The organism is Streptomyces sp. NPDC053048, from assembly GCF_044547045.1.
Taxonomy (GTDB): Bacteria; Actinomycetota; Actinomycetes; order Streptomycetales; family Streptomycetaceae; genus Streptomyces.
This window is the reverse complement of record NZ_JBITZS010000015.1, coordinates 46,520-62,233: the sequence shown is the minus strand read 5'-3', so window position 1 is coordinate 62,233 and position 15,714 is coordinate 46,520. Positions and strand designations below refer to the sequence as shown.

Here is a 15,714-nt window from a genome sequence, read left to right as displayed (position 1 = left end):
AACCCTATTCGACCGGTACCCGCCCGTTGAGTGGGGAGCGCAGCAGCGTCCCCAAGTGGTGTCCAACAAGTGGTCATCGGTGTCGATCGCGAACGCGACGGGGCTGGTATTCGACCGGGTTGAATGCAAGTTCATCACGGATTTCATGCTCACCGACAAGCGTGAAGCGGAGGTCCGGCTAGCCGCATTCAAGCATTTCGGAAACGCTCAACGCGAGATCGTCAGCGCATCGGCCACAGTGAACCTGATCGGCTCCACCACGCGCCAAGTCGGCGTGGGGGTGATCCGCTGGCTTCACGGAATTCCGTACGGCTGGGACTACGCGGACGACACCACCGTCTATACCATTGAGCTACAGCACCGGTACAAGAGCGGGCCGGAGCACCCCAAGGGGCGCACCATCTATGCGATTGCCGCGCCGGAAGGGTCAGCCGTCAGCGGCAATATCCTCAACTGGGGCTACAAGCAGGATGACGAGGGTAGGTGGTGGTGGATTCCCACGTACCGGTCAGGGAGCGCGTGGGCTCCGGACTTCGTCACAGTGCCAAACTCCGATGAGGGCACGTACAGCATTTCGCCCATGCACTACTGCGTAGGGCTACCGGAAAGCCGCATCCCCGAGGCTAGCGCCAAAGGTTGGTTTTGGTTCCGAGGTGGAGGCATTACCTACGGTCGCGATCCGGATATCACGGAACCGTATTTCAGCGTTTAGGGGATTGGCCTCATGGACTTCACGCGCCTATACGGTGCGACTGAAATCGTCATACCCATTCTTGTCTTCCTGGCCGTCTCGCTGCACAAGTTCCGCACCGGAATGGAAGCGTCATGGAAGGAAGAGGCGGAAGCGTATCGAAGCAAGGTAGAGCGACAGTCGGAAGAGCTGGCCGCACTGCACGCCGAAGTTCGCGCGCTGAGGCGCGAGAATGCAGAGCTGCGGACTCAGGTCGCTGAGCTTCTGAATCGCTAGCCACGACAACACGCACACGGCAGACCACCGACTCACGTGAGTCGGTGGTCTCTTCATGAGGGGGTCACGTGCCGCTAGCGCTTCCCGCCAACATTCCTACCGTCACCGTCCACGGCACGTACGTGGGGCCGGATGGGCGACCGCTTGCCGGAACCGTCACGTTCTCTGCTCCTTCCATGCTCACCTTCCCGGACTCCGACCTGTTCGTTGCTGGCCCCGTGGTTGCGACGCTGGATGAGAACGGCCGCTTTCAGGTGAAGCTACCGGCGACCGACGCGCCGAACATGCAGCCGTCCGGCTGGTCTTACGTCGTCAAGGAGAATCTTTCGGGCGTGATCGGCGGGCGCACATTCAGCGTGCTTCTGCCGAAGGTCGTGCCGGACGTTGACCTTGCCGATATTGCCCCCGCCGACCCGACCACGCCCAACTACGTGCCCGTAGCGGGCTCGCAGATATTCACCGGCACAGTCGCCCCCACTTCCACGTTGGGGCGCGATGGCGACTTCTATACGCAGTACGAAACGCGAACCCTGCTAGGGGTCACGTCCACCACGGTCACGATGTGGACCAGGGCGGCGGGCGCGTGGGGCAGGCTGGGCGACGTGGTGCGCGGGGCCGCGTGGTACGTCAACAGCGCGTCCATCCCCGTCGCCGACACCAAGCCCGGTGACTTCCTGCTCAGGTCCGACACGGGCGACGTGTGGCAACGTGACGGCTCCGGCTGGGGGAACCCCGTTGCGAACCTCAAGGGACCCAAGGGGGAGACTGGCGCGACCGGGGCGACAGGTGCGGCCGGTCCGCAAGGCCCCAAGGGGGAAGACAGCACCGTGCCCGGCCCGCAGGGGGCGAAGGGCGACACCGGCCCTCAGGGGCCCGCTGGACCGATCGGCCCGCAAGGCCCCAAGGGTGACCCCGGAGCAGGCTCCGTCAACAGTGTGAACGGGGATTTGGGCCCCGAGATCGTTCTAGACGCTGCCGACGTGGGCGCTATCCCGGCGGCCGACAAGGGAGTTGCGGGCGGAGTCGCAACGCTGGACGGCACGGGAAAGGTACCAGCGGCGCAACTCTCCACCCCGTCCAACGTGGTGACCACGGTCAACGGCAAGCCCGGCCCGACCGTGACCCTTGCGGCGGCCGATGTGTCCGCGCTCGCCACCACGGCACGCGGAGCCGTCAACGGCGTTGCCTCGCTGGATAGTTCGGGGTTGGTTCCCGCAGCTCAGCTACCCGCCATCGGAGGGGCACGGAACACGTGGACGCCGGAGGCGCTGGGCTTTGCCGCGTGGTCTGCCGACCCGGCACACGTGTCCAACCCCACCACTGTCAAGGCGGCAGTGGTCAAGCGCATCTACTTCGCCGGAATCAACATCACGGAACCGACTTCCGTAAACGCTGTGGTCATCTTCGCCCGTGGATGGGCTGGTTCAACGGCCGTGCCTGCCGCGCGCTTCTACGCCGGTATCTACAACGAGTCGGGCTCACGCATCGCCACCACGGGCCAGATATCGAGCCTCGCCGCTGCCGGTCAGATTCCCGGCACCGCCCCCGGTGCCACCAACAACCACATCGGAGCCGTGCCACTCAAGCTGACCACCACGCCGACACTACAGCCGGGCAGGTACTGGACCGCCTTCCTGCTGTCGGCAGGATCGGCCACAGATTTCTACTACACGCACATTCAGAATGAGTCGCCTTCGGCTCCGGCGAACTTCTTTCTAGGCGCGGCGTTTCACCGCGCGTGGTGCATCGACAACCAAACGTCCCTGCCGACCACAGTCGCTCAGTCCACAGGTGAAGTCGGCCTAGATCCCGCAATCATGGCGCTCGCCACCGTCTGACCACCGACTCACGTGAGTCGGTGGTCCCCCAGCCCCGTCCGGGCGCTACCGGTCGGGGCTCTGTCATATCAGAGAGGGAAACGTGCATGTCGAATGCGAACGAGATTCTCCGAATCGCTAGAGGCGAAGTCGGCTATCACGAGGGACGCTCCAACGGGCACTGGAACAACTATCAGCGCTATTCCCCCGCCGTGCCGGGACTGGAGTGGTCCCAGAATCAGGCGTGGTGCGCAACCTTCGTTTCCTGGTGCGCAATGACGGCTGGCGTCGCCGACCTGTACCCGCGAACCGCCTCTTGTGCGGTCGGCGTTCAGTGGTTCAAGGACCGGGGGCGCTGGTCGGAGTATCCGGCGATCGGGGCTCAGGTCTTCTACGGAACCGGCGGGCGCACCCATACCGGCCTGGTGTACGACTACGACGACACCTACGTCTACACCTACGAAGGCAACACCAACGCTGACGGCGGAGCTGAAGGTGATGGGGTCTACACGAAGACCCGCCTTCGCCGTAGCGCCTATGTGTACGGCTACGGCTATCCGAAGTTCTCTGAGGGCATCAAGTCGGCCGACCCGGCGTATGCCGGAGAGAAGCCCAAGCCGATTGAGTATGAGCCGTTCCCCGGAGTGGCGTGGTTCAAGAAGAACCCCAACAGCCCCATCGTGACGGCCATGGGCAGGCGCCTCGTGGCCGTGGGGTGCAGCGCCTACCGCAAGGGTCCCGGACCCCAGTGGACCAGTGCCGACCGCGAGAGCTTCCGTAAGTGGCAGCGCAAGCTAGGCGACGCGCCCGCAGAGTGCGACGGATGGCCGGGGCCGAAGCAGTGGGCAGCCCTCAAGGTTCCCCGCGTCTCGTAACGCTCTGTACTTCCCGCGGGCGCCTGTATGTCCGATTCTGACCCCTTCCAGCCGATGCCGGCTCCGGGGTCAATCTATACGCACAGTCACGAAATGGAGATGACCGAATGTCCTTCGTCAAGGATCACGCAACCCGCCTCTACGCGGTGCTGGTCGCCGTGCTCGCGCTGGTCGCGCACTACGTGCCGTCGCTGCCGTCCCCGCTCATCCTGGGCGTTGCTGCGGCCGTGCTCGGTACCGGTGAAGCGGTACAGCGCATGGAGAACGCCAAGACCGCCAGCGCGCTTGAGACGGCCGGAATCGTCGCCCGGCATCGCAAGCCGTAAGGCAGGCAACCACGGCGCTCCCGTGGTTAGGGAAGACACCCTAGCCACGGGAGGTAAGCCCGCATGGGACACCCGCACATCGCTCTCATCGGTCGTGCCCGATCAGGGAAAGACACCATCGCCGTGCGACTGGTAACCCGACATGCATATACGCGAGTTGCCTTCGCTGATCCGCTCAAAGGCATGTGCCTGAGCCTCAACCCGATCGTCGGCTACGAGCCTTCCGGCTACGGCCCCTTGACGACACGGCTGGGCAGCGTCGTCCAGCGGTACGGCTGGGAGCGCGCCAAGGATGAGATTCCCGAAGTCCGGAGCACGCTACAGAGGGTCGGGCAGGCGGTACGTGAACAGGACGCTGAGCATTGGCTCAATCTCGCGTTGGACAAGATCGCCGTGGCCGACGCGTGGAACCTCCCCGTGGTCGTCACAGACTGCCGGTACGCCAACGAAGCGGCAGCGCTCAGAGCGCGCGGTTTCAAGCTAGTGAGGGTCACCCGCCCGAACGTCGCAAACCGAGTGTCCGACCACGAGAGTGAGACGGAGTTGGACGGCTACCCAACCGACGCGGCCATTGCCAACGTGGGCACGGTCGCAGACCTCAACGCCCTTGTAGACGCGCTGATCTGAGCGCACGTCAATCGAACTTAGAAGCCCCCTGCCCGCATTCGTGCTGGTAGGGGGCTTCTCTGCGTTCGGACCACCGACTCACGTGAGTCGGTGCCTTGCGCGCGCGTGCGCGCGTATGCAATTGTTGGCCCCGCAAGGCGCCGCAAGGGGCGGCGCCGGAGCGAGGGGGCGACATGGCTAGCAAGCTCAAGATGAGTGAAGTTCGGGGCGACATCCGCGTCGGGGCGGTCGCTGGCAGCAACACCATCCACGCCATCCGTGAGGAGGATGGCAAGAACGTGGCCTACTGCCCGACCCGCAGCAAGAACCCCATCCGTTCCTGGGGCGCCGCCCATGAGCAGAAGCCGCATCTTGAGCTGTGTACCAAGTGCAGCACCCTCGTTCCGACCGGCCCCGTAGACATCCGCGAAGACCAGGTTGAGATTCCGGGGCTGGGTCGCAAGGTGATCGTTCGAACCGCAACCCCCGTGATCAGTGACGACAAGGAGACCACGAACGTGGCAGTCAAGAGCATGAGCAAGGCGGACCAGGAAAAGGCCACTGAGGAGATCCGGGCGAGCATTGAGCGCCTTCCGGTCTTGATCGGTGAGGGTAAGGATGACGCGGTTAAGGAACTCCATGCGGAGATCAAGACCGCCACGAACAAGATCACCGGCACCGGTGCCGCTGCCCTCAAGGCCGCGATTCGGGCTGAGGTGGAGAAGGTGGCCAAGGAGGCGGCAGAGAAGGCGAAGACCGACAAGGCTGCCAGCAAGGAAGTTGCGGTAAGCAAGGAAACCACCCTTGAAGCGTCCCTTGCCGACAAGGAAATCAGCGGCCTTGTCGCGAAGGGGCAGGAGCGCGTCAGGCAGCTTGCGGTGAGCAAGTTCAAGGGCGGGCACGAAATCGCGGAAATCATTCTCGACATCCGTACCCGCGTCCTCAACAAGAACGGTCACCCCGACCTGAACGCCGACAGTGACGCGGCGAAGAAGAACACGGCCAGGGTCTTTGACGACCTTCTTGAGGGGCTGCCCGAAGAGGGTGAGGACGAGGCGGCTGACGCGATCCGCGCCGAAATCGGCAGCATCAAGAAGAGCTACCGAAACGCCATCAAGGACGTGCGGGCGAACTACCTCAAGTCGCTGGACCACTCGCCGGAAGAGGCGAAGAAGTACGAATACGCGCTTGAGGCGCACCCGGACCTCAAGCCTTCGGAAGCCGTGGCGCAGTTCCACGGGTACGAGCTTCGCACCCGCGCTGAGATCGCAAAGGCGGATCGGGAGCGCAAGGCGCTTGAGAAGAAGAAGGTTGAAGAGGCAGTTGAGGCGGGCGAACTCTCTGAGGCAGAGGCAGCCGAAGCGCTGAGTGAGGGGGACGCCGAAGAGAAGACCCCCAAGGAGATCCGCGCCGCGTACATCAAGCGCGTGACGAACTCCTGGAAGAAGCACGTCAAGGAGATTAAGGCGATCAAGGACACGGAGGAGCAGGAAGAGGCAATCGATGAGCTGACTGCCCTCATCGCCGTACTGCGCAAGGAACTCAAGGTCTGACCTCAGCCACTCGGGCCACCAAGGCACGGAACCCCCGGACTCTTCACAGCAAGGGCCGGGGGTTCCTCGTTGGACCACCGACTCACGTGAGTCGGTGCCTAGGAGGGAAAGCGATGGGTATCGCAGACAACAGCGATCAGCAGCACATGCGACGCATGACCCTGGACTACTCGTACGAGCAACTGAACGGACTTCTCACCACACTGCAATTGGCCAAGGAGGAAAGCGAGCGTGAGGCGGAAGCGTCCAGCCATCCGCATAAAGCCCTGGCCCATCGGCTCCTTGCGCAGTGGACCAGCGAGCACATCGACCGGCTACAGGCGGCATGGGAAGCCGGGGAACCCCTAGAGGAGCGGGCGGAGTCATCCGGAGTCACGCTGACCGGAGTTACCGGCGTTGGCTCGGTGCACGTGTTCAGTGAAGACCTTGAAACGTACGTGACGATTGAAGAGCAGGAAAGCGAAGCGTCCGTGACTTTCGTGGGCTACGGGCGGACAAATGGAGATCAGTACATCCATGCGCTGACAGGTCGGCGAACCGTGTGCGGTACGGCAGCGAGTGAGACAGCCGATGGACCAGCCACTTGCCCGGACTGCCTTTACCACCTTGAGAAGGCACAAGAGCGGCCCTGAGTGCCCGCCTGAGCGTCTTCTGGCCCCGTCTGGCCCTGAGGGTCGGGCGGGGCTCTTTCGTGCCCGCAGACGGCCGCACAGCGGCTCGCAGGGGCACGGGCAACCGTCGCGCTCCCCACTAGGTGACAGACACCTAGTCGAAGGGGGTACGCGTGGGACGCGTACGCACAATCCAGCGGGGCGGTAGCCGCTTCTACATTCACCCGGACCGGCCGGAGATCAAGGCCCCCGGCGTTACGTCCATCATCAGCATGGCGCCGAAACCGTTCCTGCCGTTCTGGTACGCACGGATGACAGCCGAACTCGCCGTAGACAGCCTGCCGTTCGTGGCTCAGATGGCTGAGCGCGATCGGCAGGGGGCCATCGACTACCTCAAGGGTGCCGCTCGCCGGTACACCAAAGTCCGCGCCGATGTGGGCTCCGACGCTCACGACCTGTTCGAGCGCATGATCCGGGGTGGGCACGTCGGCAGGGTCCACCCGGACCTTGAGCTGTACCGCGCCAACTTCGCGGAATTCCTGGCAGCCGTGAACCCTGAACTAGTCCGTGCCGAAGACGTGGCATGGAGTGATGAGCACGGATACGCCGGATCGTTCGATGCCGTGCTCCGTGTGTGGCTGGACGACGACGGCAAGCCCACGCCGGACCGCTCCGGCGCTCCGCATCTGCTGATCGCGGATTGGAAGACCAGCAAGGACACCTACCCGGACGTGGCTCTACAGATGAGCGCATACGCCCACGCCGACCGGATCATTTCCCCGGACGGCCAGAGTGAGCCCATGCCGGAATTCAACGGCGCGGCCGTACTCCACATCACGCCGGAGCGCTGGGAGTTCAAGCCTGTGCGCATTGACGAAGAGGTCTTCTCGTTCTTCCTGGCGCTGCGAAAGGTCTTCGACTGGGATCGGGACGTGTCCAAGACGGTTCTTGGGCGCGCCATCGCCAAGAGCGTCGGTGGTCTCGTGACGGGCACGCAGCGTCGTGCGAAGTAGCCGGGCAACACTCGCGCTCTAGGTCAAGTAGAAGGGGCGGGTGGAAGACGGAGACCACCGACTCACGTGAGTCGGTGGGTCGGACCTCTTCCGCTCGCCCCTCTTCAATCCCGCAGCATTGAGGAGCAACGCGCATGGTGGCGCTAACCATCTTTGACACCGACCCCAACGCCAAGCCCAAGCCCCGACAGACCTTTTCGGATGACACCGTTGGCCGGTTCAGTTCCGGCCGCTCCGTCGATGGCGTCCCCGAGGCGCTTTCGGAGTGGCGTATCTCCACGGGGGACATGACCGTTGCAAAGGCGGTCGCTCAGCTCTTCGGGGGCGAGCCGGTCGAGACCGACAGTGCCTCTGAGAACTTCATCGACGTATTCACCGATCGAGAGACCGTGCTCATTGTGCTGGACGGCCCCGAGGCGATTCACGCTGACATGAAGCTCTGGAATCGCAACAAGCTCGTTCACCACTGTGACGGTTCGCTATTCCTCTCGCCGGATGAGAAGAAGGGTCAGCCGTGCCACTGCCCGGAACTCTTCGCTGAGCGGAAGCAGGCGGCAAAGGACTTGATGGGCCCGGTGCCCTCAATCACCGTCACGTTCCGGCTGGCCGATGATCCGGAGCTTGGGAAGTTCAAGTTCCAGACCGGTAGTTGGGTCATGGCGAGCGTGCTTCACGAGTATGAGAACGACCTTGCGGCAATCGACGGTTCGGCGCTGGCCGAACTCACCCTTGAGCTTGTCGAGTACACCATCAAGAAGGGCAAGAACAAGGGGCGGAACGTCAGCTACTACAAGCCCGTAATCAAGGTGCTCAAGAGCTACAACGACGCCATTGCGGATGAGCGGTAATCCCGTGGCGAAGCTGGACCAGGGCGCCCCGTACGACTGGGCGCGAGCCCTCAAGGGGGCGGCTGACGAAACTGTTGCGTCGCCCCTTTGGGAATTTCCGCCCGAAGCGCGCAAGGCAGTAATCCACGAACGACGTAGGCGCTTCGGCGTCGATGATGACGAAGGGCTTGAGATTGGCTAAGCGGGGCGTGGTCACCGACTACGCCGGGGAAGAGCTGTACCCCGGCGATCTCATCAACTATGCGGCACGGCAGGGGAATCGCGTGCGGGTCGCTGACGCCATCGTCGTGAAGGTGACGGCTGTACTTGAGGGCGGCAGGCTGCGCCCCATGCTCAAGGTGCAGCCGACCGGGACGGAGAGCGGATTCACGAAGCGGCGGACCATGCGCGCTGAGTGGATCAGCGCAGAACATGCGCGGCTCATCATGGCGAACGCCACGGGCGACGACTGACAGACACACAAGGGCCGGGTGGTTCCCAATGCGGGGATGCCCGGCCCTTTGGCATACCACCGACTCACGTGAGTCGGTGGTCAGGGGGAGGCATGGAACGAAGGATTGCAGCCGACGCTGCCCCCGCGCTGGGGGACGTTCGGCAGATGGGGCAGGGTGACACCGTGTGGCTTGCCCCCGGCATCGAGGGGCGCGCCGACTGGGGGCGGTATCTCGACGCGGCAGCAACGGCCATCACGCGCGGCGCTGAGGTTCGGTGGTGCCGACATGGCTAACCCAAACAAGGCCAAGGGAACGGCGTGGGAGTCGGATGTGCGCGACTACCTCAATTCGGCGCTAGGGCTGGTCGATGAGTGCGGGAAGTTCCTAAATCCGTTCGACGCTCACAACGTCCGGCGTCCAGCGCAAGAGGGGTCCGCCGACGTGGGCGACGTGCACGCGGTGCCGTTCGTCCTTGAGTGTAAGAACGTGAAGCGGGCGAGCGTCCCAACTTTCTTGCGGCAAGCGGAAGTTGAATCCGGTCACGCAGGCTTTCCGTACGGGGTCGCCGTGGTCAAGGCGCCCCGGCTGAATGTCCGGCGCGGCAAGGTGCATTTCACTGTCCGGACGTGGACGCGGGTGCGGCTCGCACTGGGCCTCTCCTCCCGCGCATTTGCAGACCGGTATGCGTTCACTGCCTCGCTGCGGGGCTTGGACTCCGGCAAGTGGTACATGACCCACGAGCTTGAGGACTTCCGGCTACTCCTTGCCGACGTGCGCGCGCTTCGTCACTGACAGTGAGAACCGCGGGGAAGCCGGCATCGGAATTCAGTGGGCAAAAACGGACATGCCGGGCCCCGCGGTAAGCACTCAGAGTCACGAGCGAACCGGGCAACAAGCGCGCTCAAGGGGGAGTGACGGAAGGGAGTGGATACGGAATGAAGTTCGCTCAAGTGCTCGCCCGGTTCGCAGACGTAACAGAACAGCCGGACGGGGGTTACCTGGCGCTCTGCCCGGCGCACCAGGACTCGCGCCCCTCGCTTCGCCTTTGGCGAGGGACGGACGACAAGGTACGCATCACTTGCCGGGCAGGGTGCCCGACAGAGAGCGTGATCAACGCGGTAGATCTCGCGTGGGGGGACCTGTTCAACGCGACCGGCCCCGGCTCCACTGTGCCGCGTGAGCGTCCGGCGTTGGTCGGAGCTGGCCCAACTGCCGCGCTCGCTCTGTACGTTGATGAGACTTCGGCGCGGCTCTTCGACTTCGAGCACGCTTACGCGGGCAAGGCGCGTGCGTACCTGTCTGCCCGCTTCGGTCTGGACGATGACGGCGCGGCTGACCTCCTGCTTGGGGTGGACAGCGGCGAAGACCCAACGGCGTTCCCGTACCGCTCGCGTGCCTTTACGCGGTATCCCCGGCTGACTGTGCCCCTTCTCGACTTCCGGGGGGTGGCCCGTGGCTTGCAGGGGCGGGACCTGAGCGGCGCGTGTCCCGGTCGATGGGTATCGCTGAGCAACCCCGAGGGGCAGCGATGGGCCCCGTACGGCGTTTTCAGGGGACAGGGCGGCTATGGGGTCACCCTGGTCACTGAGGGGCCCGGAGACGCGCTCACAGCGTGCGCTGTGGGCTATGACGCCGTTGCCGTCCGGGGCGCGTCGCTGGCCGGTAACCCGGACCTTGCCGCCGAACTCGCTGACGGACTCAAGGGCTCGCAAGTCATCGTGGCCGGTGACAACGACAGTGCCGGGCACGTGTTCACTCAGCGCCTTGCCGAAGGGCTTGCCGACCACGGCGTGAAGGTGTTCACGCTGGACGTCCCCAACTCGGGGGACGACCTTACGGATTGGCGCAAGCGCGACCCCCACGGCTTTCCCTTCGCGCTTCATCGGGCAGTCAAGTCGGCCCGGCCCGTGGCCAGTTCGGAAGAGGCTCAGGCCGAAGCGGTATCGGCTGAGCTGACCGACCGCACCGGAACCGACGTGGTGACGCGCGACGAAGGCAACGAAGCGGCGCGCATCCTCGCTGGGCTCATCAACCGGTACGGCGAGAGCGACGCCATGAACGCGCACGCCCTGGTGGCGTGGTCAAACGGCTGCATACGCTTCGCTCCGGGGCTTGGCTACTACGTGTGGAACGGTCGAACGTGGGAGCGCTCAGAAGTCCGCGTCCGCCAGGAAATCCATCGCATGGGGGCGGCGCTGGTGCTTGTCGGCGAGACTCAGAAGGCGCGCGGATTCACCATGACGACCAGGATTGACGCGCTGATGACTGAGCTTCGCAGCGTGCCGACCGTGCACGTAGACGCGGCAGAGTTCGACAACCGTCCGAACCTGCTCAGCTTCAACAACGGGACCGTTGACCTTCGCACCGGCACACTTCATCCGCACGACAAACGTGACATGCTCACCTATCGGCTTGATCTGGACTACAACCCCGACGCTGCGTGCCCCCGCTGGGAACAGTTCCTCACGGAAATCTTCCCCGGTGACCCGGAGTTGCCCGGCTACTTCCAAAGGCTCATCGGCTACGGGATCACGGGCTCGAACTCCGAACAGTGCTTCTGTGTTCTCTGGGGAAAGGGGGCGAACGGAAAGAGTGTCGCCACCGACACACTCACTGCCGTCTTTCGGGCTATCAGTCGAACGACCCCCTTCGCCACCTTTGAAGAGAAGCCGTCGGGTGGAATCCCCAACGACGTTGCCGCACTGAGGGGTTCGCGTCTGGTCATGGCATCCGAAGGCGAGTCGGGTAAGCCCATGTCTGAGGCGGTACTCAAGCGGGTCACTGGTAAGGACATGATCAGCGCAAGGTTCCTCAGGCAAGAATTCTTCGAATTCAAGCCGACGTTTCTCCTGATGTTGGCCACCAATCACAAACCGAAGTTCAAGGGCCAGGATGAGGGGCTCTGGCGACGCGTCAAGCTGCTGCCATTTACCCGCTGGTTTGCCCCCCACGAGAGGGATTACGGCCTTGACGCGAAGCTCATGCGGGAGACGGAAGGGATTGCCGCATGGGCCGTCCGGGGTGCTGTCGAGTGGTACCGCAACGGGCTCAAAGACCCTGCCGTGATCACCAGGGCAAGCAATGAGTACCGCGCGACCAGTGACGCGCTCGCCGGATTCTTCCCCGGCGTACTTGAGCAGTGCGACGACATGCACGTCATGAACGGCAATGACGCATTCAATCACTACTTGGATTGGTGCGAAGCGGAGAACCTGCCCCAAAGGGAAAGGTGGACCCGCCGCACGTTCTACAGCGCTCTTGAGGAGCGGGGAGTTACCCGCGTGATCAAGCGCGCGGGTGTCGCTCTTACTGGCGTTCGCATCGCTGACCCTGCGCCGTCCGCCCAAGGGCCAGAGATCTTCACCAAGTAACCCACACCCCACACCAGAGGGCAGACCACCGACTCACGTGAGTCGGTGGTCTGTCTGCGTTTGAGGAGCGCGCGAGTGCTGACCTATCGACATCCCGTAGCCGGGGACGTGGTGAACATCCATGTACCGGCGACCCCCGAAGAGCTTGACGCATTTGTTGACTGGGCTCAGCGCGCGAACGAGCGGGGGCCGATCGCGCTGGATACGGAGACCAGTGGACTGGACGTGTTCAGCGACGGGTACCGCTTGCGTACGGTCCAGTTCGGTGACGCGCATGACGCGTGGGTGATCCATTGGGAGCGTGGGGGCCACTTCCGTCGTGCCGCCCTTAAGGTGCTTACCAGGACTCGCCGATTCCTCATTCACAATGCCGCCTTTGACTGGCTGGTGTTGGACCGGCATGCGGGTACACCGCTGGAAGACCTTGCGCCCCGTACGCGCGACACCAAAGTCATGGCGGCTCTAGTCGATCCCCGCCAGCCACAGGAAGGCGGAATTGGAACCGGTCTCAAGCCTCTTTCCGCTCATCACGTTGACCGCACGGCCCCCGACACCCAAGGGGACCTAACGGCAGTATTCCGGTCGCTAGGGCTCACGAAGGCCAACGGCTTTGCCCTTATCGACATAGACAACCCGACCTACAACCTGTACGCCGGGCTTGACGTGGTGCTCCTTGCCCGTGTGGAACCGTGCCTTGCGGAAGAGCTTGCCCGGCTGGGAGTCCGTGAGCGGCTGATCGACTACGAGCATGAAATAGCCCGCATCTGCGCGCACATGCAGCGCAGGGGACTCATCCTTGACGATCAGTTCACACGGGAACTTGACGCCGCACTGTGCGAAGAAGCGCGCCAGAATGCCGAGACCGCCGCCCGGTATGGCGTTGAGTCGGTCAACTCCAACAAGCAGATTGCGGAAGCTCTCACCGGCATGGGGGAGACGCTGACGGAGCAGACGGCAAGCGGAGCCGTCAAGGTGGACAAAGCCGTATTGCTCGCGCTGGCCGATATGGACTTGCAATGGAAGCGCCTAGGAGTCCGCACGCCCAACCCACTTGCCGAAGCGGTATTGAGGAGCAAGCGCGCGGGCAAGTGGCGCTCTGCCTACGCCGAGACATTCCTAGAGACGGTGGACGCGTCCGGCAGGGTGCACCCCTTCGTGAATTCGCTGGCCGCACGCACGGGACGTATGAGTGTCACGCGCCCGGCGCTTCAAACGCTGCCTTCCAGTGACCAGATGATCCGGCGTTGCCTTCTCGCCGACGAAGGTCACGTCATGCTGAGCACCGACTTTCAGGCCGTGGAAATGCGCGTACTCGCCGCACTCGCTGACGTCAAGCGCATGAAGGAAGGATTCCAGTCCGGCGGGTCTGACTTCGATATCCACATGTTCACGGCTCGGCTCATCAAGGGGCCAGCCGCTACAGCGAAAGACCGGAAGCTGTTCAAGGGGGCGGGGTTCGGAAAGGTCTACGGGGGCGGAATCACCACGCTCGCCAGGCAGACGGGCGCGACTGAGGACGAGATCAGACGTGCGGTCAATGCCTATGACGCGACGTTCCCGGAAATCCGGCGAGCGTCCGCACGCTGGCAGCGTGAAGCGCGGGCAACGGGGATGGTCACGGTGTCGGCGACCGGCCGACGAATGCCGCTGGACCGTGACCGGACATACGCCGTCGTGAACTACCAGTGCCAGTCAGCAGCGCGGGACTTGCTCGGCCAAGCTCTCTTGAACGCTGAGAGCGCTGGACTTCTCGACGCCATGCGCCTGCCGATTCATGACGAAATCCTTGCGTCGGTCCCGGCCGGTGAAGCCGAAGAGTTCGCCCGCGAGTTTGAGAGGGCGATGACCTTCGACTTGTTCGGCGTGCCGATCGTTGCGACTGCTGATATCGGCGGTCGGTCGTGGGGGTCTCTGTATGGGGCCGACTTCTAGACCACCGACTCACGTGAGTCGGTGGTCCGTTACCGCTCCGTGATCTGCCTACTCCTCAAGGATGAGAAGTAACTCCCGTGCTCCTGCTCCAGGTTGAGCGCCGGTCTCGCCTTCGGAACTCTCTACAACCCTGCAAAAGACAAGCGGTCTAACCCGACATCAACACCATTGTTGGTGCCTTTTTCGCTGCCTAGGTTCAACGCCAACGCAACGGCGAAGGCAATGCGCAAGCCCCGTCCGAGCGATCCGGGACGGGGCTTTGCCATGCCCCCGTATGTCCAGGCGCTTCGGCTGACTTCGGCCACTCAGGTCTTGCGCGCGCTCTGCCCCGTTCCGGGCAACCCTGCCGCTCCCCAAGGAGCGGCAGCAACCCACGGAACACGCGGAGCCCTCCTTGATAGATCTCACCGAAGCTCAGATTGCCGCTGCGAAGGACAACGACCTTGAGGCCGTTACGGCAGTGGTCAAGGCAACGGAAGAGCGCATACAGCAACTCGCATGGAAGTACGCGACCGGCGCGGGGCGAACGGACCACTCCCTTGCCGAAGACCTTGCCCAGGTAGGACGCATAGCCGTTTGGGAAGGATTGCGCCGCTTCAACGGCAGCACGGTCGCGGAGTTCTTCACCTTCATTGACCGGACCCTCAAGGGGGCCATGAGCGACGAACGCAAAGTTCAGACCCGGCACGGGGTCTCGCGCGACCGGGCCGCGAACTTTGAGCGGGCTTTGTCGCTGGCCAATGGCGACCCCTACGAAGCGGAATTCCTGGTCACCACCGTTGAAGCAATGGGAAAGGAACGGACACTCAGCCCGGAAATGGCGTACGCCGCTCGCCTGAGCTATCAGGGCCTTGAATACCTGGACGCGCCCCTTGGTGAAAGCGAGACGGGAGAAGTTGTCACCCTTGCCGACACGCTTGCCGTTGAAGGCGAAGTGCCCGTTGACCTTCTTGAGCCCAGCGACTATGAGCGGGAGCGCCGCAAGAAGACCGGGTTGAAGGTGCGTAGGGTGCTTGCCCGACTGGGGGAGCAGCAGCGAGTAGTTCTCATGGCGCTGACTGGCATCATCCCCGTGGACTACTACGGAACCGAACGAGACGACGAACTGTCACGCGACTACGGAATACCGCTCCATCAGGTGCGCATAGTCCGAAGCAAGGCCAAGGATCGATTTGCTGAACTCTGGCCTACCGCCGCGTAGTCGCGTCGCACGACACCACCGACTCACGTGAGTCGGTGGTATCTTTGTGGCGTGGATCTCACAAAGCAGTGCACAAAGTGCGGAACGGTAAAGCCGATTGAGGACTTTCCGCGCAATGGCACACGTGCCGACGGCAGCGTAAAGCGGACGCAACCTTGCA

At 63.5% G+C, this 15,714-nt stretch carries 15 protein-coding genes; all 15 read left to right on the top strand.

The genetic code is table 11. The features are described from left to right. The first annotated feature begins 55 nt into the window (after positions 1-55). The 15 genes from ACIG36_RS31660 (at position 56) to ACIG36_RS31590 (ending at position 15,554) form a co-directional block, all read left to right on the top strand. Positions 56-712: a hypothetical protein gene (locus tag ACIG36_RS31660; RefSeq protein WP_399935460.1), complete on the top strand. Its 657-nt coding sequence runs from the start codon at positions 56-58 to the stop codon at positions 710-712. A 12-nt stretch (positions 713-724) separates the two neighbouring features. Then, the gene (locus ACIG36_RS31655) at positions 725-967 is read left to right on the top strand and encodes a hypothetical protein (RefSeq protein ID WP_399935458.1); all 243 of its coding nucleotides are present in this window, start codon (positions 725-727) and stop codon (positions 965-967) included. Between the two features lie 176 nt (positions 968-1,143). Next, the gene (locus ACIG36_RS31650) at positions 1,144-2,805 is read left to right on the top strand and encodes a hypothetical protein (RefSeq protein WP_399935456.1); all 1,662 of its coding nucleotides are present in this window, start codon (positions 1,144-1,146) and stop codon (positions 2,803-2,805) included. An 86-nt stretch (positions 2,806-2,891) separates the two neighbouring features. Then, positions 2,892-3,659 carry a peptidoglycan-binding protein gene (locus ACIG36_RS31645; RefSeq protein WP_399935453.1) on the top strand — a complete coding sequence of 256 codons (768 nt, stop codon included), beginning with the start codon at positions 2,892-2,894 and terminating at the stop codon, positions 3,657-3,659. A gap of 107 nt (positions 3,660-3,766) precedes the next feature. After that, positions 3,767-3,985 (top strand): hypothetical protein, encoded by a 219-nt coding sequence (locus ACIG36_RS31640; protein WP_399935450.1) that lies wholly within the window; start codon positions 3,767-3,769, stop codon positions 3,983-3,985. Positions 3,986-4,048: 63 nt separating this feature from the next. After that, positions 4,049-4,612: a hypothetical protein gene (locus ACIG36_RS31635; RefSeq protein ID WP_399935448.1), complete on the top strand. Its 564-nt coding sequence runs from the start codon at positions 4,049-4,051 to the stop codon at positions 4,610-4,612. A 173-nt stretch (positions 4,613-4,785) separates the two neighbouring features. After that, complete coding sequence (locus tag ACIG36_RS31630) at positions 4,786-6,144, top strand: hypothetical protein (RefSeq protein ID WP_399935445.1); 1,359 nt, start codon at positions 4,786-4,788, stop codon at positions 6,142-6,144. Positions 6,145-6,257: 113 nt separating this feature from the next. After that, on the top strand, positions 6,258-6,776 hold the full coding sequence (locus ACIG36_RS31625; RefSeq protein ID WP_399935442.1) for a hypothetical protein: 519 nt from the start codon (positions 6,258-6,260) through the stop codon (positions 6,774-6,776). A gap of 152 nt (positions 6,777-6,928) precedes the next feature. After that, on the top strand, positions 6,929-7,768 hold the full coding sequence (locus ACIG36_RS31620) for a hypothetical protein (RefSeq protein ID WP_399935439.1): 840 nt from the start codon (positions 6,929-6,931) through the stop codon (positions 7,766-7,768). Between the two features lie 134 nt (positions 7,769-7,902). After that, on the top strand, positions 7,903-8,616 hold the full coding sequence (locus tag ACIG36_RS31615; protein WP_399935437.1) for a hypothetical protein: 714 nt from the start codon (positions 7,903-7,905) through the stop codon (positions 8,614-8,616). Positions 8,617-8,804: 188 nt separating this feature from the next. Next, a complete protein-coding gene (locus ACIG36_RS31610; RefSeq protein WP_399935435.1) occupies positions 8,805-9,068 on the top strand; it encodes a hypothetical protein in 264 nt (87 codons plus the stop codon). Between the two features lie 267 nt (positions 9,069-9,335). Next, positions 9,336-9,842 carry a hypothetical protein gene (locus tag ACIG36_RS31605; protein WP_399935432.1) on the top strand — a complete coding sequence of 169 codons (507 nt, stop codon included), beginning with the start codon at positions 9,336-9,338 and terminating at the stop codon, positions 9,840-9,842. Between the two features lie 314 nt (positions 9,843-10,156). Continuing rightward, the gene (locus ACIG36_RS31600) at positions 10,157-12,421 is read left to right on the top strand and encodes a phage/plasmid primase, P4 family (protein ID WP_399935429.1); all 2,265 of its coding nucleotides are present in this window, start codon (positions 10,157-10,159) and stop codon (positions 12,419-12,421) included. Between the two features lie 75 nt (positions 12,422-12,496). Beyond that, positions 12,497-14,353 carry a DNA polymerase gene (locus tag ACIG36_RS31595; protein WP_399935426.1) on the top strand — a complete coding sequence of 619 codons (1,857 nt, stop codon included), beginning with the start codon at positions 12,497-12,499 and terminating at the stop codon, positions 14,351-14,353. A 394-nt stretch (positions 14,354-14,747) separates the two neighbouring features. Continuing rightward, positions 14,748-15,554, top strand: a complete 807-nt coding sequence (locus ACIG36_RS31590; protein ID WP_399935423.1) for a sigma factor — start codon at positions 14,748-14,750, stop codon at positions 15,552-15,554. The last annotated feature ends 160 nt before the right edge of the window (positions 15,555-15,714 follow it).

Bases quoted from the DNA above. Each gene is read 5' to 3' on its own strand.
- ACIG36_RS31625 (WP_399935442.1), top strand. From the start codon at position 6,258: ATGGGTATCGCAGACAACAGCGATCAGCAGCACATGCGACGCATGACC.
- ACIG36_RS31650 (WP_399935456.1), top strand. From the start codon at position 1,144: ATGCTCACCTTCCCGGACTCCGACCTGTTCGTTGCTGGCCCCGTGGTT.
- ACIG36_RS31605 (WP_399935432.1), top strand. From the start codon at position 9,336: ATGGCTAACCCAAACAAGGCCAAGGGAACGGCGTGGGAGTCGGATGTG.
- ACIG36_RS31630 (WP_399935445.1), top strand. From the start codon at position 4,786: ATGGCTAGCAAGCTCAAGATGAGTGAAGTTCGGGGCGACATCCGCGTC.
- ACIG36_RS31655 (WP_399935458.1), top strand. From the start codon at position 725: ATGGACTTCACGCGCCTATACGGTGCGACTGAAATCGTCATACCCATT.
- ACIG36_RS31635 (WP_399935448.1), top strand. From the start codon at position 4,049: ATGGGACACCCGCACATCGCTCTCATCGGTCGTGCCCGATCAGGGAAA.
- ACIG36_RS31615 (WP_399935437.1), top strand. From the start codon at position 7,903: ATGGTGGCGCTAACCATCTTTGACACCGACCCCAACGCCAAGCCCAAG.
- ACIG36_RS31640 (WP_399935450.1), top strand. From the start codon at position 3,767: ATGTCCTTCGTCAAGGATCACGCAACCCGCCTCTACGCGGTGCTGGTC.
- ACIG36_RS31645 (WP_399935453.1), top strand. From the start codon at position 2,892: ATGTCGAATGCGAACGAGATTCTCCGAATCGCTAGAGGCGAAGTCGGC.